Here is a 24,848-nt window from a genome sequence, read left to right on the forward strand (position 1 = left end):
GACTCCGTGTGGCGGAGCCGCGCGGGCCGAGGGCCGCCCGACGACACGGGGGCAGCGGGCGCGGCTTCGTGAGCGATCGACCGTGCGGATCCCGGAGCGGGCGTCGTCACGCCAGGCTCTCCCGCCACGCCCGGTGCAGGCCCGCGAACCTGCCCGCGCCGGCGATGAGTTCGTCCGGGGTGCCGTCCTCGACGATGCGGCCGTGCTCCATCACCAGCACCCGGTCCGCGATCTCCACGGTCGACAGCCGGTGGGCGATCACCACCGCCGTACGGCCGCGCAGCACCGTGTCCATGGCGCGCTGCACCGCCCGTTCGCCGGGGACGTCCAGCGAACTCGTCGCCTCGTCCAGGATCAGCACCGACGGGTCGGCCAGCAACGCACGGGCGAACGCCACCAGTTGGCGCTGTCCGGCCGAGATCCGGCCGCCGCGTTTGCGTACGTCCGTGTCGTACCCGTCCGGCAGGCCGGTGATGAACTCGTGCGCGCCGATCGCCTCGGCAGCCCGCTCGATCTCCTCACGGGTCGCGTCCGGCCTGCCGATCGCGATGTTCTCCGCGACCGTCCCCGAGAACAGGAACGCCTCCTGCGTCACCATCACCACGCCCCGGCGCAGCTCGGGCACGGACAGCTCCCGCAGATCCGCCCCGTCGAGCAGCACCCGGCCCTGGGACGGGTCGTAGAAGCGGGCCAGCAGCTTGGCGAGCGTCGACTTGCCCGCGCCCGTCGACCCCACCACGGCCACGGTCTGGCCCGCCGGGATCTTCAGATCGAAGCGCGGCAGCACCTCGCCGCCCGTGCGGTAGGCGAAGCGCACCGAGTCGAAGACCACCTCGCGGCCCGGGAGTCCGCCCGCGAGCGCGGGCAGCTCCCGGGGGTGCGACGGCTCGGGAACGGACGGGGTCTGCGCCAGCAGACCGGCGATCTTCGCCAGCGAGGCCGCCGCCGACTGGTAGGAGTTGAGGAACATGCCCAGCCGGTCGATCGGGTCGTACAGCCGCCGCAGATAGAGCACGGACGCGGCCAGCACCCCGAGCGCCAGCGTGCCCGATGCCACCCGGTACGCGCCCCACAGCACGATCCCCGCGACCGCCGTGTTGGCGACCAGCCGGGAGCCGACGACATAGCGCGCCATCTCCAGCATCGCGCCGCCGTTCGACCACCGGTGCGCGCTGTTGAGCTCCTCGAAGTGCGCGTCGTTGACGCGTTCGCGCCGGAACGCCTGGACCGGGCGGATGCCGTTCATCGACTCGGCGAACTTCACGATGACCGCGGCGATCGCCGTCGACCGCTGCCCGTAGAGAGCCCCGGCCCGCCGCTGGTAGACCCGTACCAGCAGATACAGCGGCACGAAGGAGAGCACCGCCACCGCGCCCAGACCGAAGTCCAGCCAGAGCAGCATCAGCGAGATGGCGACGAACGACAGGATCACGTTGATGAGTTCCTGCAGGCCCTCGCTGAGCAGCTCCCGCAGCGACTCCACGTCCGTGGTGGAACGGGAGATCAGCCGGCCCGAGGTGTAGCGCTCGTGGAAGTCCACGCTCAGCGCCTGCGCGTGCCGGAAGATCCGCCCGCGCAGGTCGAGCAGCACGTCCTGGTTGACCCGCGCGGAGACCACGATGAACGCGTACTGCATGGCGCCCGAGACGGCGGAGCACAGCGCGTACCCGACGGCCACCGCGATCAGCGGTCCGTGGTCCGCGTTCCGGAAGGCGGGCACCCCGGTGTCGATGGCGTACGCGACGAGCAGCGGGCCCGCCTGCACCGCCGCCTGCTGGACCAGCAGACACAGCGCCGACACCAGCACCCGGATCCGGTGCGGCCGGAGCAGCGACAGCAGCAGGGCACGGGTCGCGCCCGGCGGGGTGGGCAGGTCGTCGCGGTCGAACGCGTCACCGCCGCCGGCGGCGGGGGACGGGCCCTCGGGGGACTGCCGGTCGTCGTGGCGGTCGTCGTGCCGACCGCCGTGGTGATCGGTGGGGCCGGTCGTCGTGCTGGTCATCGGGTGCGGCCCTTCTCGGCGGGGGCGTCCTGTGCCGGGTCGTCGGCGCCCGACATCAGCCAGGCGTACTCGGCGCTGTCGCGCAGCAGTTCCTGATGGGTGCCGACCGCGGCGATCCGGCCGCCGGAGAGCAGCGCCACCCGGTCCGCGAGCATCACCGTGGACGGCCGGTGCGCGACCACGATCGCCGTCGTGTCCGCCAGCACCTGCCGCAGCGCGGCCTCCACCAGCGCCTCCGTGTGCACGTCCAGCGCGGAGAGCGGGTCGTCCAGCACCAGGAAGCGCGGGCGGCCGACCACGGCACGGGCCAGCGCCAGCCGTTGCCGCTGCCCGCCGGAGAGGCTGAGCCCCTGCTCGCCCACCTGGGTGCCGGCGCCGTCGGGCAGGTCGTGCACGAAACCGGCCTGCGCGACCGCGAGCGCCCGGCGCAACTCCTCCGGTCCGGCGTCCTCGGCGCCCATCAGGACGTTCTCCCCGACGGTCGTGGAGAACAGCGTGGGCTCCTCGAAGGCCACCGACACCAGACCGCGCAGCTCCTGACGCGGCATGGCGGTGACATCCCTGCCGTCGAGCAGGATCCGCCCGGCGGTGGCGTCGTAGAGCCGGGGCACCAGGGCGGTCAGCGTCGTCTTCCCGGAACCCGTGGCCCCGACCAGGGCCATCGTCTCGCCGGGGCGGACGCGGAGGTCGATCCGGGCGAGCACGGGCGCGGAGCCGGGGGCCGCGTCGGGGTAGCGGAACTCCACCCCGTCGAACACCATCCCGCCGGAGGCGGCGGCACGCGTGTCCGTCGCAGTGGGCACGGCCGCGACAGGGGACGCGGCGGGGGACGCGACGACGGCGAGTGCTGCGGCCGGGGCCACCGGGGCGTCCGGGCTCACCGGGGCCACCGGGGCGTCCGGTGTGTGCGCGTTCGTCGGGGCGTCCGCCTCCTCCGCCACGTCCATCACCTCGAAGAACCGCTCGGTCGCCGTCGCCGACTCCTGGCTCATCGCCAGCAGGAAGCCGATCGACTCGATCGGCCACCGCAGCGCGAGCGCCGTGGAGAGGAAGGCGACCAGGGTGCCCGCCGACAGCCCGCCGTCCGCGACCTGGACCGTGCCCAGCACCAGCGCCGCCCCGATCGCCAGCTCGGGGATCGTGGTGATGACCGCCCAGATGGCCGCGAGCAGCCGCGCCTTGCTCAGCTCCGTGCCGCGCAGTCGCTCGGAGAGGGCGCGGAACGCGCGGGCCTGGCTGCGGTGCCGGCCGAAGCCCTTGACGATGCGGATGCCCAGCACGCTCTCCTCGACCACCGTGGTCAGGTCGCCGACCTGGTCCTGGGCCCTGCGCGCCACGAGCGCGTACTTCGTCTCGAAGACCGAGCAGACGATCATCAGCGGCACCACCGGGACCAGCAGCACCAGGCCCAGCGTCCACTGCTGCATCAGCAGAATGACGAAACCGGCCAGGATCGTCACCCCGTTGACCAGCAGGAACGTCAACGGGAAGGCCAGGAACATGCGCAGCAGCATCAGGTCCGTGGTCCCGCGCGAGAGCAACTGCCCGGACGGCCAGCGGTCGTGGAACGCCACCGGCAGCCGCTGGAGATGGCGGTACAGATCGGCGCGCATCGCGGCCTCCACCCCGGCCAGCGGACGGGCCACCAGCCAGCGCCGCACCCCGAAGAGCCCCGCCTCGGCGACGCCCAGCAACAGCAGGTACAACGCCCCGAGCCACACCCCGCCCGGGTCCCGGTCCGCCACCGGCCCGTCCACCATCCACTTCAGGACCAGCGGGATGACCAGACCGATGCAGGACGCGGCGACGGCGACCACGGCGGCGCAGGCCAGGCGGTGCCGTACCGGCTTGACATAGGGCCACAGACGCAGCAGGGAGCGTACGGCGGACCGGCCCTCGGGGGGTGTGTGTTTTTCGGGCATCACACGCGAGCCTACGGTTCACCGGTGACATCGTTCATGTGGTTTTCGGCCGACGGCCGCTGACGGGGCGTCCGCACCCGCGGCCGGACGGATGAGCGGTCCGCCCCCCGGGGCGTGAGCCCGGGCCGTAACCCCGGGTCGTACCCGGGGGTCAACCGATCGGACGATGCGTCTTCGAGCGCGATGGACGATGGTGGGGCGGCCCCCTCCGCCGTGATCCTCGTGCCATGGCAATCATCGAAGTCAGCGGCCTGCGCAAGGCGTACGGCGGACGGCCCGCGGTGAACGGGATCGACCTCGCCGTCGAGGAGGGGGAGATCTTCGGCATCCTCGGCCCCAACGGCGCGGGCAAGACCACCACCGTCGAATGCGTCGAGGGGCTGCGGGTCCCCGACGCGGGCAGGGTCCGCGTCGCCGGTCTCGACCCGGTCGCCGACCACGGCCGGGTGACCCGGCTGCTCGGCGCCCAGCTCCAGGAGAGCGAACTCCAGCCGAAGATCACCGTGGCCGAGGCGCTGGAGCTGTACAGCGCCTTCCACCCCGACCCCGCCGACTGGCGCGCCCTCGCCGAACGCCTGGGCCTGCACACCTCGTACGACACCCGGTTCGGCAAGCTGTCCGGCGGCCAGAAGCAGCGGCTGTCCATCGCGCTCGCCCTGGTCGGCAGCCCAAGGATCGTGGTCCTCGACGAGCTGACCACCGGCCTCGACCCGCGCGCCCGCCGGGACACCTGGAAGCTCATCGAGGACGTGCGCGACAGCGGCGTGACGGTCCTGCTGGTCACCCACTTCATGGAGGAGGCCCGGCACCTCTGCGACCGCGTCGCCGTCATCGACAGGGGCGAGGTGGTCGCCCTCGACACCCCGTCCGGGCTGATCCGCAGGGCCGACGGCGGCACGGTCATCTCCTTCACGCCCTCCCGGCCCCTCGACGGCGCCGAACTCGACGCGCTGCCCGGGGCGGCCGGCGTGGAGCACAAGGACGGACGGATCGTCATCCACGGCAGCGACGAGACGGTCAACGCGGTGATCTCGCTGCTGGCCCGCCACCGCGTCACCGCACATCAGCTCCGCGTCTCCGAGGCGACCCTCGACGACGCCTACCTCGACCTCACAGAACGGGTGGCTTGAGATGACCACGACGAACCCGACCGGCGCGGCGCACTCCACCGGAGCGGACGCCCACGCCCCGACCCGCGCGGACGCCCACGCCGCGTCCCGCACGGCCGGCCCCGGCCGGGCGGATGGGGCCGCCACCCCGTGGGCCGCCGTCCTGCGGGCCGAGACACGCCTCTTCCTCCGGGAACCCGGCAGCCTGTTCTGGGTCCTCGTCTTCCCGGCCGCGCTGATGACGATCCTCGGCCTGATCCCGTCCTTCCGGGAACCCGACGACGCGCTCGGCGGCCGCCGCGTCATCGACCTCTACGTCCCCGTCGCGGTGCTGCTCGCCATGATCATGGCCGGGCTCCAGGCCATGCCGCCCGTCCTCACCAGCTACCGGGAACGCGGCATCCTGCGCCGTCTGTCGACCACCCCGGTCCGGCCGTCCGCCCTGCTCACCGCGCAGATCGCGCTGCACGGCGCCGCCGCCCTCGGCTCCGCCGCGCTGGTCCTGGCCGTCGGCCGGGCGGCGTTCGACGTACGGCTGCCGAAGCAGCCGTTCGGCTACGCCCTGGCCCTGCTCCTGGCGGTCGCGGGCGTGCTCGCCATCGGCGCGCTGCTCTCCGCGCTCTCCCGCACCGCCAAGGCGTCCGCCGCCGTCGGGTCGGTCGTCTACCTGGTGATGATGTTCACCGCCGGGGTGTGGATCCCGGTGCAGACCATGCCGGACACCCTGCGCCGCATCGTCGAGGCCACCCCGTTCGGCGCGGCCTCCCAGGCGCTGGACCGGGCGGCGTCCGGCGGCTGGCCCGGCTGGATCCACCTGGGCGTGGTCCTGCTGTGGACCGCGCTGACGGCCCGGCTGGCGACCCGTCTGTTCCGATGGGAATGAACGCTCCCGGGCACGCCCCGTCCGTGACCGCGCGTCGCGCACCGGCGCACCTCTCCGACCCGCCGGGGCGGTTCTCCGGACACACTTCCCTCATGGACACGAGGAGAACGCGGCCGACCGGACCGACGGTGGCGCAGTGGTGGGAGCGCTTCTTCCGGTACGGGCCGTACGGCCTGCTCGCGCTGGGCACGGCGATCTCGGCGGTGACCGCCGGGGAGATCATGTCCCGGTCGGAGGTGTACACCGCCGCCGTGCTCGTCCCGGCGGCGGTCGCCCTCCAGCTCCGATGGGGGCGGATCGGTCCCGCGGCCCCGGCGGGATCGCGCCGGGCGGCGGTCCACTTCGGCGTGCGCACGCTGCTGGCCCTGGCGCTGAGCTGGTGCAACCCGTTCTTCTCCATCTACGCCGTGATCGGCTACTTCGACACCGTGCGGCTGCTGCCCGAGCGGGCCGTCCGCCCCGGGCTGCTGGCCACCGCCGTCATCCTGGCCGGCGCCCAGTGCGGCGGCCTCCCCCCGGACGGCCCCGAGAACTGGGCGGCCTTCGGCATCCTCTTCGTCGTGCACGCGGCGCTGACCATGGTCTTCGCCCAGATCGGCGACCGGGAGGCCGCCCACGCCCGCGCCCAGTCCGACACCATCACCGCGCTGGAGTCCGCCAACGCCCGCCTCGAACAGGCCCTCGCCGAGAACGCGGGCCTGCACGCCCAACTCCTCGTCCAGGCACGGGAGGCGGGGGTCGCGGACGAACGGCGGCGGCTCGCCGCCGAGATCCACGACACCCTCGCCCAGGGGCTGACCGGCATCATCGCCCAGCTCCAGGTGGTCGCCTCGGTCACCGACGCCGACCCGGAGCTGGCCCGCCGCCACCTCGACCGGGCGACCGCGCTGGCCCGGCACAGCCTCGGCGAGGCACGCCGCTCGGTCCACGACCTGGTCCCGGCCGCGCTGGTCCACGACGACCTGCCCGGCGCGCTGCGCAAGACGGTCGACGACTGGACCGAACGGCACGGCGTCCGGGCCGAGTTCACCGTCACCGGCACCGCCGAACCGGTCCACGACGAGATCGCCGCCACCCTGCTCCGGATCGCCGAGGAGGCCCTCGCCAACGCTGGCCGCCACGCCGGGGCCTCACGGGTCGGCCTCACCCTGTCGTTCATGGACGACGAACTCAGCCTGGACGTACGGGACGACGGCCGCGGCTTCGACCCGGCCGCCCCGCGGCCCCGCGACGGCATGGGCGGCTTCGGACTCGGCGGGATGCGGGCCCGGGCCGAACGCGTCGCGGGCACCGTCGAGGTGGAGACGGAACCGGGCCGGGGCACCGCGGTCCGCGCCCTGGTGCCCCTGGTCCGGGGCGGATGCTGACCGGCCGCGGCGGATCGGCCACGGCCGTCCGCCACGGCGGATCCGCCCTGGCCATCGACTACGGTGGATCCGCCATGACTGAGGATCCCGCACGCGTCATCTCGCTCGTCGTCGTCGACGACCATCCCGTCGTACGGGACGGTCTGCGCGGCATGTTCGAGTCGGCGCCCGGCTTCCGGGTGCTGGGGGAGGCGGCGGACGGCGTGGCCGGCGTCGACCTGGTGGCCCGGCTCGACCCGGACGTGGTGCTGATGGACCTGCGGATGCCGGGCGGCGGCGGGGTCGACGCGATCGCGGAGCTCACCCGGCGCGGCGCCCGGGCCCGGGTGCTCGTCCTGACCACGTACGACACCGACTCCGACACCCTGCCCGCGATCGAGGCGGGCGCGACCGGCTATCTGCTCAAGGACGCGCCCCGCGACGAGCTGTTCAACGCCGTCCGGGCCGCCGCCGACGGCCGCACCGTCCTCTCGCCCGCCGTCGCCTCCCGTCTGGTCTCCCGGGTGCGCACCCCGTCCGCGCCGGACGGCGAAGCGCTGTCGGCCCGGGAGCGCGAGGTGCTCGCACTCGTCGCCAAGGGCACCTCGAACCGGGCGATCGCCGCCGAGCTGTTCATCAGCGAGGCCACCGTGAAGACCCATCTCACCCATGTCTTCGCCAAGCTCGGGGCCAAGGACCGGGCCGCCGCCGTGGCGATCGGCTACGACCGAGGCATCCTCGGCTGACGCGGGGCGCCGGCGCGCGCGCCGCCCGCACCGGCCTCCGGGCGCGCCCGCCGACGGGCGTGCCTCCCACCCGTCGGAGCGCAGGGGCCGCCCGCCCGGGCACGCCCGCGCATCCCGCCCGACGACGGGCTCGCCCGCGCGGCGCGGGGTCATCCGTCCGCCCGCCCGTTCGTTGCCCCCGGGCGGACCCGTCGTTGGGCGGGACGTGAACCATGTGGCGAAGAGGGCGGCGGGCTCCGCCGCCGTGCTGGCCCGGGCGGTGCTCCTCGCCGCACCGGCCGTGCTGAGCGGCTGCGCGAGCCTCCCCCCGGCCCTCGGCGGCCCGGCCCGCTCCGCGCGGGACGCGATCGAGGTCAGCCCCCGCGACGGGGCCCGGGACGTCCGGCCGGACGCACAGGTGGAGGTGCGGGTCCGGGAGGGGCGGGGGCGGCTGGTGAGCGTCCGGGTCGCGCGGATCGAGGACGCCCGCCGCCAGGAGGTGCCGGGCCGGATCGCGCGCGACGGCCGTTCCTGGAGGCCGACGGGGGAGCGGGCGGCGCTCGGGCTCGCCGCGGCCTACCGGGTCGACGCGGTCATGGTGGACGCCGCCGGGCGTCACACCGCCCGCCGCACCGCCTTCACCACGGCGGCCCCCGCCCACCGCTTCACCGGCCGCCTCACCCCGGAGAACCGGTCCACCGTCGGCACCGGAGCGATCGTCTCCGTCCGCTTCGACCGGCCGGTCCGCGACCGCGCCGCCGTGGAACGGGCCATCAGGGTGACCACCGTGCCCACCGTCGAGGTGGCGGGGCACTGGTTCGGCGATGCCCGCCTCGACCTGCGCCCCGCCCGCTACTGGGCGCCGGGCACCCGGGTCGCCGTCGCGGCGGACCTGCGGGACGTGCGGGGTGCGCCGGGCGTGTACGGGGACGAGAACCGGACGGTCGTCTTCACCGTGGGGCGTTCCCAGACGTCCCGGGTCGACGTGGCCGCGCACACCATGGAGGTCCGCCGGGACGGCCAGCTCGTCGCCACGGTCCCGGTCACGGCCGGACGCCGGGGCGCGGACACGTACGCCGGCACGCTGGTGGTGAGCGAGATGCTCGACGAGACGCGGATGGACGGCGGCGCGGCCGGCCTCGCCGGTCCCCGGGGCGTCGCGGACGTCCCGCACGCGTTGCGGCTCACCGGCTCCGGGCTGTTCCTGCACGGCGACTACTGGTCGGACAAGGGGGTGTTCGGCAGGACCGACGTCAGCCGGGGCTCCATCGGGCTGAGCGACGTGCGGGGCGGCGGCGGGAACACCCCGGCCGGCTGGTTCTTCGGCCGGTCCCTCGTCGGAGACGTGATCGAGGTCGTCAACTCCCGGGGCAGGCCGGTCGCCCCGGACGACGGGCTCGGCGGCTGGAACCTGAGCTGGCCCCGGTGGAAGGCCGGTTCCGCCCTCCGCTGACCCCCGGCGGCCGCGCGCACGGGCGGTTTGGCACCGAACGGTGACATGACGAGGGGTCTTGCCGCCGTAATCGGTGTGATTATCTTTCGAGGAGCGCGCATTTGCGGCGCGCGGGGGCGGGGCCGGTGGGCCCCAGGGCTCAGGCGGGGCCGAGCCGTGCGAGGGGAGACGAACATCTTGAACGGGCAGCCGATATCGGGGGCATCGGCCGGGACGGGCAACGGGCGGCGCGGGCGTGGAGCCGTCGCACCGCTGGCCGTGGTCATGGGGGCGCTGCTGACGCTGACGGCGTGCGGCGGGGGAGACGCGGACGGCACGGGCCGGGCCGGAAAGGCCGGGGCCGCGGCCGAGGACACCGCCGCCTCGCAGGCCGTGGTGAGCGTCGCGCCCAAGGACGGGGCGGACTCCGTCGCCACCAGCGGGGTGCTGAAGATCTCCGCCGCGCAGGGGAAGCTGACCACGGTCAAGGTCTCCGACCCCAAGGGCGTCGAGGTCGAGGGGAAGATCGCCGCCGACGGCGCGAGCTGGACGCCCGACCGGCATCTGGCCGCCGCGACCAAGTACCGCGTGCACGCCGTGGCCGAGGACGCGAAGGGCCGCGAGTCGGCCAAGGACACCAGCTTCACCACGCTGGTCCCGCAGAACACCTTCATCGGCCAGTACACCCCGGAGGACGGCTCCACGGTCGGCGTCGGCATGCCCGTCTCGATCAACTTCACCCGGGGCATCACCGACCCGGAGGCGGTCGAGAAGGCCATCGAGGTGACGGCCGAGCCGTCCGTGCCGGTCGAGGGCCACTGGTTCGGCAACGACCGCCTCGACTTCCGCCCCGAGAAGTACTGGGCGCCCGGCACCAAGGTGACCGTCAAGCTCAACCTCGACGGTGTCGAGGGCCGCCCCGGCGTCTACGGCAAGCAGAGCAGGACGGTCACCTTCACCGTCGGCCGCAGCCAGATCAGCACCGTCGACGCGAGCACGCACCGGATGAAGGTCGTCCGCGACGGCCGGCAGGTCAAGGACATCCCGATCTCGGCGGGCGCCCCGGCCACCACCACGTACAACGGCCAGATGGTCATCAGCGAGAAGCTCAAGGTGACCCGGATGAACGGGGACACCGTCGGCTTCGGCGGCGAGTACGACATCAAGGACGTCCCGCACGCCATGCGGCTGTCCACCTCCGGCACCTTCATCCACGGCAACTACTGGGGCGGCTCCGGCATCTTCGGCGCCACCAACACCAGCCACGGCTGCGTCGGCCTGCAGGACGTGCGCGGCGGCTGGAGCGGGAAGACCCCGGCGGCCTGGTTCTTCGACAACTCGCTCATCGGCGACGTGGTGGTCGTGAAGAACTCGCACGACAGGACGATCCAGCCGGACAACGGCCTGAACGGCTGGAACATGCCCTGGTCGGAGTGGACCAAGTAGCCTCCGCCGGACGGAACGCGGGCGGGCCCGGTGCTGTGACCAACGGCACCGGGCCCGCCGTCGTTAGCGCCGGTTAACCTGCCTCCCATGACCGTAACCCTCGAAGCAAGCGACGGCGTCGGCACCATCCGGCTGGACCGCCCGCCCATGAACGCCCTGGACGTCGCCACCCAGGACCGGCTGCGCGAACTGGCCGAGGAGGCGACCCGGCGCGACGACGTGCGCGCCGTGGTCCTCTACGGCGGCGAGAAGGTGTTCGCGGCGGGCGCGGACATCAAGGAGATGCGGGAGATGGACCACGCGGCGATGGTCGTCCGGTCCAAGGCGCTCCAGGACGCCTTCACCGCGGTGGCCCGCATCCCCAAGCCGGTCGTCGCCGCCGTCACCGGCTACGCGCTGGGCGGCGGCTGCGAACTGGCGCTCTGCGCCGACTTCCGGATCGCCGCCGACAACGCGAAGCTGGGCCAGCCCGAGATCCTGCTCGGGCTGATCCCCGGCGCGGGCGGCACCCAGCGGCTGGCCCGGCTGGTCGGCCCCTCCCGGGCCAAGGACCTCATCTTCACCGGCCGTCATGTGCGGGCGGAGGAGGCCCTGACGATCGGTCTGGTGGACCGGGTGGCGCCCGCCGCCGAGGTGTACGAGCAGGCCCGTGCCTGGGCCGCCGCGCTGGCCAAGGGCCCGGCGCTGGCGCTGCGCGCCGCCAAGGAGTCCGTCGACGCGGGGCTGGAGACGGACATCGACACCGGACTCACCATCGAACGGAACTGGTTCGCCGGGCTGTTCGCCACCGAGGACCGGGAACGCGGCATGCGCAGCTTCGTGGAGGAGGGCCCGGGCAAGGCCAAGTTCCTCTGATCGGACGTCAGTTGACCGCTGTCGAAGCCGGTTCATCCGTGCGGGCGGTCGGCCGGACCCCGGTGGAATCCCGGAGTCCGGTCGACCGCCGCAGCGGGCGATCCCGTCTGGTGTCGGTGTTCTCGCAGGTCGGGGCAGGTGCCGCGGGCCGCATTCTGCCCATGGCATATGCCAGACGAATTCTTCGGATTGTTGCATTCCGGGGCGGTGATTCCTCCGGAACGGCCCCCGGGTGTCCACAGTGCGGTCATGATGGTGTGCATGGCGGGTCTGGAGGGTGTGGAACAGCCGCGACCGCACGCGGGTGCGGCGGCGGCGCGCTGGATGACGACCGGCGAGGACGAACAGTCGTTCAAGGCGCTGGAGTTGTACGGCGACCCGGCGGACGGGGAGGTGCGACTGCCCTCACGTCCGGAGTCCGCGGCCGCCGCGCGGCGGCTCGCCCTCTGCGTGGTGACCCGGCAGTGGGGGCTCTCCCCGCAGCTCGCGGAGTACGCCGTGCTGCTCGTCTCGGAGCTCGTCGGCAACGCGGTACGGCACACCGGCGCCCGGGTCTTCGGGCTGCGCATGCTGCGCCGCCGCGGCTGGATCAGGGTCGAGGTGCGCGATCCCTCGCGCGGGCTGCCCTGTCTGATGCCGGTGCACGAGCTGGACGTCAGCGGGCGCGGGCTGTTCCTCGTCGACAAGCTGTCGGACCGCTGGGGGGTGGACCTGCTGCCGCGCGGCAAGACCACCTGGTTCGAGATGCGCACCTCCGACCGCTGAGCGCCGCCGGCCGCCGTCGCGCTGTTCGCCGGTCCGGACGTTCCGGACGCACAGCGGCCCCCGGTTCGCCTTTGTGGGCGCTGCGGGGGCCGCTGTGTGGGGGCCGTGACATGGGGGGTGTGGTCACGGCCGCTTGTGACGACCTGGCTCGGGTCAACGCGGTCGTGTCAACGACTATGGCAGACGGGCGACCTCGCGGCCAAAAGTGCAAAAGGTGCATTTCCTTGCATACGCCTACATATCCTCAATGATTCGTAGGTGTGATGGGTCACTTGCCTGGAAAAGCATGAATATTTATGGGATTCGCTGAAAGTTTCATTCGCGCTCCCCGGATGTCAGGGTTGTCCTCCGCTGCCCGCTCCACCCCTATCGTTCTGCCCATGAACGCCTCCGACGGACCGGTGCGCCGCCGCGACGCCCTGCGCGCGGGCGCGGGAGGTGCGCTCGCCGCTCTCGCCGCCGGCTGTGCGGACCGCGGCGACGCGGCCGGCGCCACCGCCCCCGGGACGGGCCCGAGGCCGTCCGCCACCGCGACCGGCCACCCGCCGGCCCCGCGCCAGGCGCCCCCGCCGCGCCGCTTCCCCGGGCAGCCGGTCCAGATCGACCACGGTCCCCGCGACCGCCCCCGCGTCGCGCTCACCTTCCACGGCCAGGGCGACCCCGCCCTCGCCCGGACCGCGCTCACCGAGGCCGAACGGGCCCACGCCCGCGTCACCGTCCTCGCCGTCGGCAGCTGGCTCGACGAGCACCCCGAGATGGCCCGCCGCATCCTCGACGGCGGGCACGACCTCGGCAACCACACCCAGCACCACCTCGACGTCTCCGCGCTGGGCGAGGCCGAGGCGTACGCGGAGATCACCGGCTGCGCCCAACGCCTGCGGCGGCTCACCGGCTCCATCGGCGCCTGGTTCCGTCCCTCGCGCACCCGGGACGCCACCCCGCTCGTCCGGCGGCTCGCCGCCCGGGCGGGCTACCCGCACGTCCTCTCCTACGACGTGGACTCCCTCGACTTCACCTCTCCCGGCGCCGCGGCCGTCACCCGCAAGGTGACCGGGGAGATCCGCAACGGATCGGTGGTGAGCCTGCACTTCGGCTACCCGGACACGGTCGCCGCCCTGCCCCTCCTCCTCGCCGAAATCGACCGCCGCCGACTGCGCGCGGTGACGACCACGGAGCTGCTGACCTGATGCTTCCCTCCACCAAGCACACCGTCGCCCTGCTCGGGGGCATCCTCCTCGCCGTCCTCACCGGCTGCGGCGCCCCCAGCGGGAAGGGGAACGTCGAGGCCGTCGGCAGCGAGGCCGCCCAGCCCCCCGGCGCCGGGCGCGTCGCGCCCGCCGTGCCCCCGGGACTGCCCGGAATGCCGCCGGTGCTCGACCCCGAGGACGTCTACGCGGCGGACCGGCCGGGGAAGCTCTCCCCGGTCGTCAAGGACTTCCCGTCCCGGGTGTACGTCCCCAACACCAACTCCAACACGGTGTCCGTGATCGACCCCGCGACGTACAAGGTCATCAGGACCATCAAGGTCGGCCGCCAGCCCCAGCACGTCGTCCCCTCCTGGGACATGAAGACCCTGTGGGTCAACAACGACCTCGGCGACAGCCTGACGCCCATCGACCCCGCCACCGGCAAGGTGGGCACCCCGGTGCCCGTCTCCGACCCGTACAACCTCTACTTCACCCCGGACGGCAAGTACGCCGTGGTGATGGCCTCGATGGACCGACAGCTGGCCTTCCGCGACGCCCACACCATGAAACTCGTCAAGGCCGTCCCGGTCGGCTGCGCCGGGGTCAACCACACCGACTTCTCCGCGGACGGGCGGTACTTCATCGTCTCCTGCGAGTTCTCCGGCGAACTCCTCAAGGTCGACACCGCCGAGATGAAGATCGTCGGACAGCAGAGGCTCCCGGTGCGCGGCGCGATGCCGCAGGACGTGAAGCTGTCGCCGGACGGCAGCACCTTCTACATCGCGGACATGGTCGCGAACGGGCTGTGGGTGCTGGACGGAAAGAAGTTCACCGCCCCGAAGCTGCTGCCCACCGGCAAGGGCGCCCACGGCCTCTACGTCAGCCGCGACTCCAAGGAGATGTACGTCTCCAACCGGGGCGAGGGCACCATCTCCGTCTACGACTTCGCCCGGCGCGCGCTGACGAAGAAGTGGCGCCTGCCCAACGGCGGCAGCCCGGACATGGGAGGCGTCTCGGCCGACGGCAAGGTCCTCTGGCTGAGCGGCCGCTACAACTCCGAGGTGTACGCCATCGACACCGTCGGCGGCAGGCAGCTCGCCCGGATCCCGGTGGGCAGCGGCCCGCACGGCCTCGCCGTCTACCCGCAGCCGGGACGCTACTCGCTCGGCCACACCGGCGTCTTCCGCTGACGCGCCGCACGACGGGGCGGGCTGTGGCCGGTGATCCCTGACCCGTGACCGCTGACCGGTGATCGGCGTGACCGCTGACCCCTGAGCGCTGACCGGCGAGTGCGTGACCAGCCGTCAATTCCGTTCCGGACCCGCTCACCATCGGATGATGCTCCCGGACCGGGCGCCGTCCGGCCGGGAGAGTGATCCGCATGATGATCACTTCCCTGCTGCGGCGCCGGGCCGCCGTCCTCGCGCTCTCCCTGGCCGCGGCGCTGCTCCCGGCCGGCACCACCGAGGCCGCCCCCGCCGCGCCCCGCGCCGCCGCCTCCGTCGCCGTTTCCGCTTCCTCCGCCTCCGTTCCCGCTTCCTCCGCCGCCGCGGCTCACGCGGCGGCCGCGCTGAAGCCCGGTGACTGTCCGGCCGTCACCGACCGCCTCTTCGCCGCCGCCGACCCCGTCGACATCGGCCGGATCACCCCGAAGCCCGCCTGGCGGCACGACTGCCGCCAGCTCTACCGGGCCGACGGCCGGGGTCCGGAGACCATCTTCGACGAGGGCTTCCACGCCAGGGACATCGCCTACGGGCAGTACGACGTGGAGAAGTACGTCCTGGTCAACCAGCCCTCGCCGTTCGTCTCCACCACCTACGACCACGACCTCTACAAGCGGTGGAAGGCCGCGTTCAACTACTACGTCGACGCCCCCGGCGGCGTCGACGTGAACGGGACGATCGGAGACACCCACAAGTACGCCGACCAGGTGGAGGTCGCCTTCCCGGGCGGCGTCGACCGCGCGTTCATCGTCGGGGCCTGCCCGATCGACCAGGCGACCAAGACCGAGATCATGAGCAAGTGCGTCGACAACCCGCACTACCAGCCGTGGCGCCGCTGAGCCGCGCCGGCCGCCTGCCCGGGGGCGACGGCCCGGCCGCCGCCGTCCCCGGGGGACGCCCGTTGATCTGACCCCCGTCATGAACGCACTGACCAGCCATGGTCGGGCCCTGACCTGGCACCGGTCAGGCATTACGGAGGGTGGAACTGTGGCGGACATCGAGTCGGCGCGCAAGGCGTTCGAGCGGTTCGATCTGAACGGCGACGGGCTGATATCGGCCGCCGAGTACAAGAGCGTGATGGCTCAGCTCGGCGACCCCCACGTCACCGAGCCGGTGGCCCAGGCCATCATCAACGACCACGACGCCAACGGCGACGGGCTGCTGACGTTCGAGGAGTTCTGGGCCTCGCGGAACAAGGGCTGACGGCACGGCCCCGGCCCACGGCGAACGCCTCGGGTCGGGGCGTTCCCGGGCGACGGACCGGGGCGCGGCCGGGGAACCCGCCGCCGGGGCCCCGCACCGGCCGGGCGTCCTCGCCCGAGGGCCGTCCCGTCGAACGTCCCCGGCGGGCGCCGCGGACGGACGGGACAGCCCTCAGCTCCTCCCGCCCCTCCGCCCGGGCCGCCGTCCCTTCCCTTCCCGCCGGTACGGCGGCCAGCCGCGCAGTTCGTCGTCGCGCGGGGCGCGCACCACGGCGGGAGAACCCGGGCCGAAGCACATCACCGGACGGGACGCGTCCCAGAGCGGCCAGCCCGGATCGCCCGAGACGGCGAACCGCACCCACGCCGTGTGCATCGCGTCGGCCAGTTCGCGCGGGGCGTCCTCGCCGGCCAGGGCCACCGCGTCCGGCCCGTCCAGGTTGTCGAAGACGAAACCGATCTCCAGCGCATGGCAGGCGCCCAGCCCCAGCACGGGGGAGCGCCAGCCGAACTCGTAGAGACGGGTGCCGCCCGGGGCGCCGGCACGGGCGTCCGCCACCCGGTTCAACGGCACGCGCAGCAGCAGGTCGGAGGCGAGCGCCCCGAGCAGCTCACCCGGAGTGGCCTCCGGCCGGTTGGCGCGGTAGGCGCGCGCCGTCTCCCTCGGCACCCCGAACTTCAGCAGGGCCAGCCAAAGCCGCGTCCTCGACAGCCGCTCCGTGAGCCCGCTCGGCACGAACCAGAGCCGGTACTCCTCGCTGTTCGACCCCATCAGCAGATCGACCTCGCCCGCCGCCCCGTCCAGCAGCGCGTCGAGCGGGTGGCGGGGCAGCAGATCGCCGTCCACCACGATCTGGAAGGAGTTGCCGCCGGTCAGCGGCGAACCGCCGGACGTCACCTCGGTCTGCGCGTCCAGCAGCCGCTCCCGGTCCACCGCCGCCAGCGCCCCGGCCGTCGCCGCCACCCCCAGCCGACGGGCGATCAGCTCCGTGGTGCGGCGGGCGGCGGCGCCGGGCGGCAGCGCCGTCGGCGCCCCGCTCTGCAGCACCGCCCGCCGGAACAGCCCCTTTGCACGCGGCGCGGCCAGCAGGGCGGCGATGCCGATGGCCCCCGCCGACTCGCCGCACAGCGTGACCAGGTCCGGATCGCCGCCGAACGCCGCGATGTTCTCCCGCACCCAGGTCAGCGCCGCGATCTGGTCGAGCAGCCCCCGATTGGCGGGCGCGTCCGGGAACACCCCGAACCCCTCGACGCCGAGACGGTAGTTGACGGAGACGAACACCACCCCGTCACGGGCGAACGCCGCCCCGTCGTACAACCGCACCGCCGACGAGCCGTGCAGCAGCGAACCGCCGTGGATCCAGACCAGCACCGGCAGCCCCGTCGCGCCCGGGGACGGCGTCCACACGTTCAGATTGAGGCAGTCGTCCCCGGTCACCTCGGGATCGGGCAGCAGCCGGTCCAGCGGCGGGGCGTACGGGCGCTTGGGCGCGGTCGGCCCGAACGCCACCGCGTCCCGCACCCCGTCCCACGGCTCCGGCCGCTCCGGCTCCCGGAAGCGCCGGGCGCCGACGGGCGCCGCCGCGTACGGGATGCCCCGGAAGACGGCGACGCCCCGCTCCGGAGCGCCGCGCACCCTCCCGCGGGCGGTGGCGACCAGCAATGACGTCTCGGATATGGGCGGGGGCACGGCAGACATGGCCTTCAGTCCTTCCGCGGTACGGGCCGGCGAGCGCGACCCTCGTCGGGCCGGCCGGGTGACGGATGCTCGTCGGGCCGGCCGGGTGACGGATGCTCGTCGGGCCGGCCGGGTGACGGATGAGGGAGCCGTCCGGGCGCGGCGCCTCCGCCGGGACCGGTGAGGCGACATGTACCCGGTCCGGGTCCGCGTCGACCACCGAACCGCCCGGAGCCGGTGTCACGTCCCGCGCACCGGACAGCGCACCGGGTCGTGGAACGCCCGGCACCCGGGCGTGCCCGCGCCCGGGTGCCGGGGCGACGCCGGGCACGGAAACCAGCAGACCACGGCTGAGCGCGGCCGGCCATCCGCGGCAGCACGCACCCCCGGGCCGGCACTCCCGTCCCAGCACTCCCGGACCGGGAGCCCGCCGTCCGCCGCAGCGGCGCCCCCGGTCGAACACCTCCGGATCCGCCCCCCGAGCACCGAGTCGGGCCCGGCGGGGCCACACCGGTCTCCTCGCCGGATCCGCCGCCCGCGCAGGCCACCCCGGTGGCGGCCGTTCCGCTCTCCACCCCGCTCACTCTCCCCCGGCCGGCCGCACGGCGGGAACGGCCGACCGGCGGCCGGCCAGTTCGTCCGCGATCCGGGCCGAGACGCGGCGGTCGACCGGGTACGCCAGGAAGACCAGTCCGCCGAGCACGATGAGCGCCATCGGAATGCCGCCCTGCGCGTAGCGGATGCCGTCCAGCACCCGTTCCGACTGGTCGGCGTGCGCCACGTAGCCGAACAGGCCCAGGCAGTACGCGGTGGCGGCGCCGCCCAGTCCGCCGCCGGTCTTGGCGGCGAACGAGGCCAGGGAGGCCAGCGCGCCCTCGGCGCGATGCCCGTGCCGCCACTCGACGTAGTCGGTGAGTTCGGCCAGCAGCGTGTAGTTGAGGGTGGTCCCCGTTCCCATGCCGATGCCCGCCACGGCCATACAGACCAGGATCGTCGGGACCGCGTCGTACGGGACGAACAGCAGCGCGCCGTTGCCGAGCGCGGCCACCGCCAGTCCGCCGAGATAGGCGGGCTTGCTGCCGAAGCGGCGCGCCAGCACGGGGGCGACGACACTGCCCGCGGCCATCGGGACCATCATCACCAGGGCGGCCACGGTCATCAGACCCTTCTCGCCCACGTTGTAGAGGAAGTAGAAGGGCATGGTGGCTAGCATCGCCGCACTGGCCGCCGCGGTCGACACCTTCGCCGTGAGCAGCACGGGCACCGGCCTGCCGCCGGTGAAGATCCGCAGCAGGTCGCGCACCCCGTAGCGGTCGGCGCGGATGGGACGCACCCGCTCCCGCACGCCCAGTGCCGACGTCGCCGTCAGGACCACGGACGCGACGGCCAGCAGCGTCGCCCAGATCAGCCAGCCGGTGCGCTCCGAGCCGAACGAACCGACCACCGGCAGCGTCCCGGCGACCACGATCACGCCGCCGACGAGATAGGTGAAGCCCTTCACCGCGGCCAGCTTCCCGCGCTCCGTGCGATCCGACGTCATCACCGGCAGCAGGGAGTTGAGCGGAATGTCCATCATCGGGAAGGCGACCCCCCACAGCAGATAGACGCCCCAGGCCACGGCCAGCGGCGCGGGCAGCAGCGCCGGGGCGAGAAAGAGCGCCGCGAAGCTGATCCCGCCCAGCACGCCGCCGACGAGTAGATACGTCCGGAACCGGCCGCGACGGGTCTCGGGGAGGTGGTCGAGGGCGTACCCGACGAACGGGTCGACGAGGCTGTCGACGATCCGTACGACCAGGAGCAGGGTGCCGACGGCGGCCGCCGCGAGGCCCAGCACGTCGGTGAGGTAGAGCAGCAGGAACGAACTGATGGTGGTGGACAGCAGGATGTTGCCGAAGTTGCCCGCGAAGAAGCTCAGCTTCTCGGTGAGGGCGGGGCGCTGATCGGTCGGTCCGCCGTCGGGGGGTGGGGCGACGGCGGGTGCGGGTGCGGTCATGGCGGGGTGCTCCGGTCTTCGTCGGTCGGGGCGTCGGGGAGGTCCTTGGGGGCGGGTCGGGGCGGGTCGGGGCGGGTCGGGGCGGGTCGGGGCGGGCCCGGGGCTGGGGCCGAGGCGGGGGGCGGCGGGAACGGGGGGCGGCGGGAACGAGGGGCGGCGGGGCCGAGGCGGTCCGGGGCGTCGGAGTCCCCGGACGCCGGGCCGGTGCTCCGGGAGCGGGGTCCCGGACGCCGGGGTTCCCCAGGTGGATCAGGCCCCGGGGCCCGTCAGCGCCCGCTTGAGGACCTTGCCGGTCGGGCCGAGCGGCAGGGACTCGGCGAACCGGACGATCCGCGGATACTTGTGCCGCCCGAGCCGTTCCCGGGACCAGGCGATCAGTTCCTCCGCCGTCACCGCGGCAGCGTCCGCGCGCGCCACCACGACCGCGCATATCTCCTCGCCGCGCGCCTCGTCCGGCACACCGATCACCGCCACCTCCGAGACCGACGGGTGACGTACCAGCACCTCCTCGACCTCGCGCGGATAGATGTTGAAGCCGCCCCGGATGACCAGGTCCTTCTTCCGGTCGACGATGCGCAGGAAGCCCTCCTCGTCCCGCACGCCGAGGTCCCCGGTACGGAACCAGCCGTCGACCACGGCGGCGGCCGTCGCCGCCGGATCGTCGAGATACCCCGCGAAGACGTTGTGACCGCGGACCACCACCTCGCCGACCTCGCCGTCCGGCAGCAGTACCACGGAGTCCTCCACCGCCGCGTCCGCCACACCGGTCTCCACGCCCCACACCGGATGGCCGACCGTTCCGGCGCGCCGGCCCAGGCCGGGCTGGTTGAAGGTGGCGACGGGCGAGGTCTCGGTCAGCCCGTAGCCCTCCAGGACCCGCGTCGCGAAGGCCGCCTCGAAGCGTTCGAGCACCGCGACGGGGAGCGCGGCGCCGCCGGAGACGGCCGCGCGCAGACGGCGGCGGCAGGCCGCGTCGGCCGAAACCCCGGGCTCCCGCGCCGCGGCCTCGACCAGCGCGTGGTACATCGTCGGCACGCCCATGAACACGCTCACCCGCTCGGCGGCCAGCAGGTCCAGGGCGCCCGCGCCCGTGAAACGAGGCATGAGGACCAGCGTCGCGCCCGCCCGCAAGGTTGCGTTCATGGCGCACGTCTGCCCGTAGCTGTGGAACAGCGGCAGGCAGCCCAGCACCACGTCGTCGGTCCCCAGCCCCAGCAGGTCGTGGGCGACCACGGACGCGTTCATCACGATGTTGAGGTGGGTGAGCAGCGCCCCCTTCGGCCGCCCCGTCGTCCCGCTGGTGTAGAGGATCACCGCCGTGGCGTCCGGGGCCGCGGGCTCCGGGGCCGCCGACGCGTCGACGCCCATCGGCACGCCGCGCACGGCCCGCACCCCCGCGGCGCGCGCCCCCTTCTCGGCGACCGGCCACGGCGGACCGTCGCTGATCAGCACCGAGGCGCCGCTGTGCCGCAGCACGTACGCCACCTCCTCGGCGACCAGCAGCCCGTGCACCGGTACGACGGTCGCCCCTGCGACGAGTGCCCCGTAGTACGCGCACAGGAAGTCCGCCGAGTTCGGCAGCAGCACCGCCACCCGGTCGCCCGGACGCACCCCCGAAGCCCGCAGCGCGCCCGCGCAGCGCAGCACACGCGCCCACAACTCCCGATACGTCAGCCGGACGTCCGGATCGACGACGGCGACGCGGTCGGGGTGGGTGCGGGCCGACTCGCCGAGGACAGAGGCGACGCTCAGAAACATGACACGCTCCGGGAAACATGGTGTCTACAGGGCTGGTGCTGCTCAGAATCAGCCGTCGCCCCGCCCCGGGACAATGTGCAGATGCCCACCATGCGCACCACTCACCTGGGCAATGGCCCCTCGGGTTTTCGCATGGCGAGGCATCCGCCTAACGGGCAGGCCGTACCCTTCCGACACGACCGGAAGCAGACTGCCCCGACGGCGGCGGACCGACACGACCGGAGGCGGACCGACATGACGGAGACGGGGACGAGCCGGGCCCGGAGGACGCGTCCGGGCGACCGGTCCGAAGGCAGGGACGGGGAACTGCGGCGCGCGCTGGCGCTCGCGATCGTCCCCGAGATCGACGACCTGACCCGGCGGGTGGTCGCGGACATCCACGCACACAGCGACGCCTACGCTTCCGGCACATCGGTCAGCCATGGCGACCTGTGGGAGATCTGCCGCGACAACCTGCTGCGGGCGCTGGAGGACTTCGGCGGGCTGCCGCCCAGCGCGGGCGACTTCGGGCAGGCGGCCCGCGAGACGGGCCGGCGGCGCGCGGAGCAGAACGTACCGCTGGACACCGTGCTCCAGGCGTACCGGCGCGGTGGACGGGTGATGTGGCAGGTGATGGCGGAACACCTGCGGGCGTCCCGGGCCGGCCGGGCCGAGCAGGCCGAAGGGGCCGGTCCCGCACGGGCCGGCCGGGCCGAAGGGGCCGCCGGACTCTCGGCGGCCGGGCGGGGGCGGGACATCGCCGACGAGGCGATCGCGAGCGGCCTGGACACCGAGCTCGACATCGCGGGCGCCGTATGGGAGACCATCGACCGCTACTCGCTGGTGATGGCCGAGTCGTACCGGCTGACCCAGCTGGAGATGGAGGGCCGTCAGGACACCCGCCGTGTCGCCCTCTTCGAGGCCGTGCTCGACGGGCGCGGGGACGACCCGGCGGTCGCCTCGGCGGCGGCCGCCGCGCTCGGCGTGCCGCTCCACGACCGGTACGTCATCGTCGTCGCCGCCCAGGACCCGGCCGCGCCGCCCAACCTGGCGCCGGTCCTCGACGACCACGGCATCTGGTCCTTCTGGCGGCCGCGATCGGGCCGGTACGCGGGAATCGTGCGGCTCGCCGCCGGCGAGTCGGGCGTACTCCTCGACCTCTTGCGCCACCGCACCCCGGCGACCGCCGGCATGTCACCGGAGTTCGACCGGCTCTCCCAGGCGGGCCGGGCCCTGCGACTGGCCGAGCAGGCCCTGCGCACGCTGCCCGCGGGCAGCGGCGAGGCGGCGGCGTTCGACGACCGGTTGCCGGAAGCCCTTCTCGTCGGACGCCCCGAGATCGCCGAGCGCATCGTCGCCACGCACCTGGGCGCGGTGCTGGACAACGGGGCCGAACGGGACGCGCTGCTCGACACGCTCCGGATCTGGCTCGACAACGGCTGTTCGGCTGCGCGCGCCGCCGAACAGCTCTACTGCCACCGCAACACCGTCCTCAATCGCATCGGCCGGATCGCCGAACTCACCGGCCGCTCCGCCGAGTCGGGCGAGGCCAGGCTCGGCTGGGCCCTGGCCCTGAGAGCACTGCCGCTGAGCACCACGGACGACGGACCGCTCCCGGCACCACGCGGCCCGGCCGATCCGGATTTCCCGGACGGCCCGGCCCGGCGGGGCAGACTCCGCTGACCGCTCCGGAGACGCGGCCGGAACGAACACGCCTCGTCGAGCGGACCCCTGACACCGGTCGCGTCAGGGCGACCCCGGCGAACACGCCGTGGACCCCGGAGCCGGCGGATGGAGCGAGGGGTTCGTGCTCTCCAACGGGCAGGACGACGCGTACCCGGACGAGGACACCGTGCCGATCGGCGAGGCATTGAGAATCGTGGAGCACATCGTCGGCACGGGATCCTGGCCCGCGGACGCGCGCTGGGCGGTCGATCGCTGAAGCGGCCGGGGCACGGGCACGGCGCCCGCGCCCCGGCCCCGCCGGTCAGGCGGCGAAGAACCGGGAGAGGGTCTCCCGTTCGTCGATCTCCACCAGATCCGGACGGGTGTAGCGCTCCGCGCGGGCGTGGTAGTCGAAGTCGCCCCGGACCAGCCCGCGGTAATCCCGTACGCACCGCTCCAAGGCGTCCCGGGCGGGCCCGGCGATCCCGGCCACCGCGATCTGCGCGGCCAGTTCCTGCTCGGCGCTGCGCACCCGTTCCGCCACATTCGCCAGCTGCGTTCCCGCCTCGTCGACGGCCTCCTGGAGACTGAGCCCGTGCTCGCGCTGGATGAGCCGTACGGCATTGTGCTCGTACCCGAGCCGTGCTTCCTTCTCGAAGGAGCAGATGTCGTTGCACAGCCCGGAATGATCCGTCACCGCATTGCGGAGAGCGATATACGCGGGAAGGCTGCGAGCCGATTCCGGTAGGTCGATTCCGGCGGTGATCTCATGCAGGTCCAGGAAAGGCTGCATGGCCACCGAGTCCCGGCGATGCCTCACGAAATCCTCCCGGGCCGGCACCTGCCCGGCGGCCCGTTCCACGGCCTCGGCGTAATAGGTCCACAGCCAGGCGACCGTATCCCGGCGGAACTGCCGGACCCAATGGGCCGGGCGGTCCCGGTACGTCCGGTCCCGCAGACCGACGAGCGCGTGCTCCATGGGGCCGCGCGGCGGACCGCCGTCGAGCACGGTCACCAACCGGTCGATCGCCGTCTCGCACATTCGGGGATCACGCCCGGCCGGCCCGTCGTCGAACTCGTCGTCGACGAGGAACGCCCAGAAGAGCCACTGGCAGAAGAGATCGAGATGCCGCTGTGAAGCCGTGGGGAAGATGAGAGATATCCAGAGTTCCGGCCTGGTCCGGATCATCTTCTTCCGGCCCGTCGCGGAGAGCGTCAGCCCCTGGGACTCGGCCCATTCCCAGGCGGCCCTTCTGGTCTCCTCGATGCCGGGATTGCATCCGGTGCTCCGGAACGGCATATAGAACTTCGGCAGCACGATCTGGCTCATTGGTGCCCCTCGTCGAGACGATGCGAATGAACGATACGAATGGGGAGCTGATCGGATTCACGCACGGGACCGGTATGCGGAGAGAGGCGGTCCGCCCACCGGACCCCGGCCCGAGCCGGAGGTTCGCCGCGCGAGATGAGGCGATCATCCCTGCTCACTCTCCTCCGCCGGGTATCGGGGCAATGGGGGGCCGGGCTCCCGGGCCCGCGGTGGCGGACGCCCCGGGGGTCAGGACGTCGGCATCACCATGCGTGATCCCCAGTCAACCCCTTGTGTGGAGGGGAGGGAAGTCATGTGTGACCGAAAATGTGTGATGGCCGGAGCCGGGTGAGCGCGTTTGAACGGTTGCCG

General features: G+C 73.4%; 20 protein-coding genes. 14 read left to right on the forward strand and 6 right to left on the reverse strand.

The window, feature by feature from the left end; translation table 11 throughout:
- Positions 1–106 precede the first annotated feature (106 nt).
- Positions 107–2,002: an ABC transporter ATP-binding protein gene (locus tag WA762_RS21080; protein ID WP_335937483.1), complete on the reverse strand. Its 1,896-nt coding sequence runs from the start codon at positions 2,000–2,002 to the stop codon at positions 107–109.
- On the reverse strand, positions 1,999–3,924 hold the full coding sequence (locus WA762_RS21085; RefSeq protein WP_335937484.1) for an ABC transporter ATP-binding protein: 1,926 nt from the start codon (positions 3,922–3,924) through the stop codon (positions 1,999–2,001). The genes WA762_RS21080 and WA762_RS21085 overlap by 4 nt, the downstream gene beginning before the upstream one ends.
- Before the next feature lie 227 nt (positions 3,925–4,151).
- Here WA762_RS21085 and WA762_RS21090 point away from each other — a divergent pair, with 227 nt between their 5' ends.
- From WA762_RS21090 to WA762_RS21145, 12 genes are all read left to right on the forward strand, one after another.
- Entirely contained in the window at positions 4,152–5,054 is a 903-nt protein-coding gene (locus WA762_RS21090) for an ABC transporter ATP-binding protein (RefSeq protein WP_335937485.1), read from the forward strand.
- 1 nt (position 5,055) lies between these two features.
- Entirely contained in the window at positions 5,056–5,916 is an 861-nt protein-coding gene (locus tag WA762_RS21095) for an ABC transporter permease (RefSeq protein ID WP_335937486.1), read from the forward strand.
- Between the two features lie 92 nt (positions 5,917–6,008).
- Positions 6,009–7,283 carry a sensor histidine kinase gene (locus WA762_RS21100; protein WP_335937487.1) on the forward strand — a complete coding sequence of 425 codons (1,275 nt, stop codon included), beginning with the start codon at positions 6,009–6,011 and terminating at the stop codon, positions 7,281–7,283.
- 74 nt (positions 7,284–7,357) lie between these two features.
- Positions 7,358–8,008, forward strand: a complete 651-nt coding sequence (locus tag WA762_RS21105) for a response regulator transcription factor (RefSeq protein WP_335937488.1) — start codon at positions 7,358–7,360, stop codon at positions 8,006–8,008.
- A gap of 205 nt (positions 8,009–8,213) precedes the next feature.
- A complete protein-coding gene (locus WA762_RS21110) occupies positions 8,214–9,440 on the forward strand; it encodes a L,D-transpeptidase (protein WP_335937489.1) in 1,227 nt (408 codons plus the stop codon).
- A gap of 177 nt (positions 9,441–9,617) precedes the next feature.
- On the forward strand, positions 9,618–10,865 hold the full coding sequence (locus WA762_RS21115) for a L,D-transpeptidase (RefSeq protein ID WP_335937490.1): 1,248 nt from the start codon (positions 9,618–9,620) through the stop codon (positions 10,863–10,865).
- 87 nt (positions 10,866–10,952) lie between these two features.
- A complete protein-coding gene (locus WA762_RS21120) occupies positions 10,953–11,720 on the forward strand; it encodes an enoyl-CoA hydratase/isomerase family protein (RefSeq protein ID WP_335937491.1) in 768 nt (255 codons plus the stop codon).
- A 249-nt stretch (positions 11,721–11,969) separates the two neighbouring features.
- The gene (locus WA762_RS21125; RefSeq protein WP_335937492.1) at positions 11,970–12,485 is read left to right on the forward strand and encodes an ATP-binding protein; all 516 of its coding nucleotides are present in this window, start codon (positions 11,970–11,972) and stop codon (positions 12,483–12,485) included.
- A 380-nt stretch (positions 12,486–12,865) separates the two neighbouring features.
- Entirely contained in the window at positions 12,866–13,672 is an 807-nt protein-coding gene (locus WA762_RS21130) for a polysaccharide deacetylase family protein (protein ID WP_335937493.1), read from the forward strand.
- A complete protein-coding gene (locus WA762_RS21135; RefSeq protein WP_335937494.1) occupies positions 13,672–14,862 on the forward strand; it encodes a YncE family protein in 1,191 nt (396 codons plus the stop codon). The genes WA762_RS21130 and WA762_RS21135 overlap by 1 nt, the downstream gene beginning before the upstream one ends.
- A gap of 194 nt (positions 14,863–15,056) precedes the next feature.
- The gene (locus WA762_RS21140) at positions 15,057–15,734 is read left to right on the forward strand and encodes an ADP-ribosyltransferase (protein WP_335937560.1); all 678 of its coding nucleotides are present in this window, start codon (positions 15,057–15,059) and stop codon (positions 15,732–15,734) included.
- A 148-nt stretch (positions 15,735–15,882) separates the two neighbouring features.
- The gene (locus WA762_RS21145; RefSeq protein ID WP_335937495.1) at positions 15,883–16,098 is read left to right on the forward strand and encodes an EF-hand domain-containing protein; all 216 of its coding nucleotides are present in this window, start codon (positions 15,883–15,885) and stop codon (positions 16,096–16,098) included.
- A gap of 171 nt (positions 16,099–16,269) precedes the next feature.
- On the opposite strand, the gene WA762_RS21150 is transcribed toward WA762_RS21145, so the two are convergent.
- The 3 genes from WA762_RS21150 to WA762_RS21160 form a co-directional block, all read right to left on the reverse strand.
- On the reverse strand, positions 16,270–17,793 hold the full coding sequence (locus WA762_RS21150) for a carboxylesterase/lipase family protein (protein WP_335937496.1): 1,524 nt from the start codon (positions 17,791–17,793) through the stop codon (positions 16,270–16,272).
- A 559-nt stretch (positions 17,794–18,352) separates the two neighbouring features.
- Positions 18,353–19,765 carry an MFS transporter gene (locus WA762_RS21155; RefSeq protein ID WP_335937497.1) on the reverse strand — a complete coding sequence of 471 codons (1,413 nt, stop codon included), beginning with the start codon at positions 19,763–19,765 and terminating at the stop codon, positions 18,353–18,355.
- Between the two features lie 249 nt (positions 19,766–20,014).
- Positions 20,015–21,523, reverse strand: coding sequence for a long-chain-fatty-acid--CoA ligase (locus tag WA762_RS21160; protein WP_335937498.1), 1,509 nt, complete (start codon positions 21,521–21,523; stop codon positions 20,015–20,017).
- A gap of 234 nt (positions 21,524–21,757) precedes the next feature.
- Here WA762_RS21160 and WA762_RS21165 point away from each other — a divergent pair, with 234 nt between their 5' ends.
- Positions 21,758–23,185 (forward strand): PucR family transcriptional regulator, encoded by a 1,428-nt coding sequence (locus WA762_RS21165; RefSeq protein WP_335937499.1) that lies wholly within the window; start codon positions 21,758–21,760, stop codon positions 23,183–23,185.
- 88 nt (positions 23,186–23,273) lie between these two features.
- Complete coding sequence (locus WA762_RS21170) at positions 23,274–23,444, forward strand: hypothetical protein (protein ID WP_335937500.1); 171 nt, start codon at positions 23,274–23,276, stop codon at positions 23,442–23,444.
- A 45-nt stretch (positions 23,445–23,489) separates the two neighbouring features.
- Here WA762_RS21170 and WA762_RS21175 read toward each other — a convergent pair whose 3' ends face one another.
- Positions 23,490–24,497: a terpene synthase family protein gene (locus WA762_RS21175; protein ID WP_335937501.1), complete on the reverse strand. Its 1,008-nt coding sequence runs from the start codon at positions 24,495–24,497 to the stop codon at positions 23,490–23,492.
- Between the last annotated feature and the right edge of the window lie 351 nt (positions 24,498–24,848).

The sequence above is a fragment of the Streptomyces tyrfis genome (assembly GCF_037034285.1).
Taxonomy (GTDB): domain Bacteria; phylum Actinomycetota; class Actinomycetes; order Streptomycetales; family Streptomycetaceae; genus Streptomyces.

Coding starts and splice junctions, on each gene's coding strand:
- WA762_RS21080 (WP_335937483.1), bottom strand. CDS start 2,002: ATGACCAGCACGACGACCGGCCCCACCGATCACCACGGCGGTCGGCAC.
- WA762_RS21085 (WP_335937484.1), bottom strand. CDS start 3,924: ATGCCCGAAAAACACACACCCCCCGAGGGCCGGTCCGCCGTACGCTCC.
- WA762_RS21090 (WP_335937485.1), top strand. CDS start 4,152: ATGGCAATCATCGAAGTCAGCGGCCTGCGCAAGGCGTACGGCGGACGG.
- WA762_RS21095 (WP_335937486.1), top strand. CDS start 5,056: ATGACCACGACGAACCCGACCGGCGCGGCGCACTCCACCGGAGCGGAC.
- WA762_RS21100 (WP_335937487.1), top strand. CDS start 6,009: ATGGACACGAGGAGAACGCGGCCGACCGGACCGACGGTGGCGCAGTGG.
- WA762_RS21105 (WP_335937488.1), top strand. CDS start 7,358: ATGACTGAGGATCCCGCACGCGTCATCTCGCTCGTCGTCGTCGACGAC.
- WA762_RS21120 (WP_335937491.1), top strand. CDS start 10,953: ATGACCGTAACCCTCGAAGCAAGCGACGGCGTCGGCACCATCCGGCTG.
- WA762_RS21125 (WP_335937492.1), top strand. CDS start 11,970: ATGATGGTGTGCATGGCGGGTCTGGAGGGTGTGGAACAGCCGCGACCG.
- WA762_RS21130 (WP_335937493.1), top strand. CDS start 12,866: ATGAACGCCTCCGACGGACCGGTGCGCCGCCGCGACGCCCTGCGCGCG.
- WA762_RS21135 (WP_335937494.1), top strand. CDS start 13,672: ATGCTTCCCTCCACCAAGCACACCGTCGCCCTGCTCGGGGGCATCCTC.
- WA762_RS21140 (WP_335937560.1), top strand. CDS start 15,057: ATGATCACTTCCCTGCTGCGGCGCCGGGCCGCCGTCCTCGCGCTCTCC.
- WA762_RS21150 (WP_335937496.1), bottom strand. CDS start 17,793: ATGTCTGCCGTGCCCCCGCCCATATCCGAGACGTCATTGCTGGTCGCC.
- WA762_RS21155 (WP_335937497.1), bottom strand. CDS start 19,765: ATGACCGCACCCGCACCCGCCGTCGCCCCACCCCCCGACGGCGGACCG.
- WA762_RS21160 (WP_335937498.1), bottom strand. CDS start 21,523: ATGTTTCTGAGCGTCGCCTCTGTCCTCGGCGAGTCGGCCCGCACCCAC.
- WA762_RS21165 (WP_335937499.1), top strand. CDS start 21,758: ATGACGGAGACGGGGACGAGCCGGGCCCGGAGGACGCGTCCGGGCGAC.
- WA762_RS21175 (WP_335937501.1), bottom strand. CDS start 24,497: ATGAGCCAGATCGTGCTGCCGAAGTTCTATATGCCGTTCCGGAGCACC.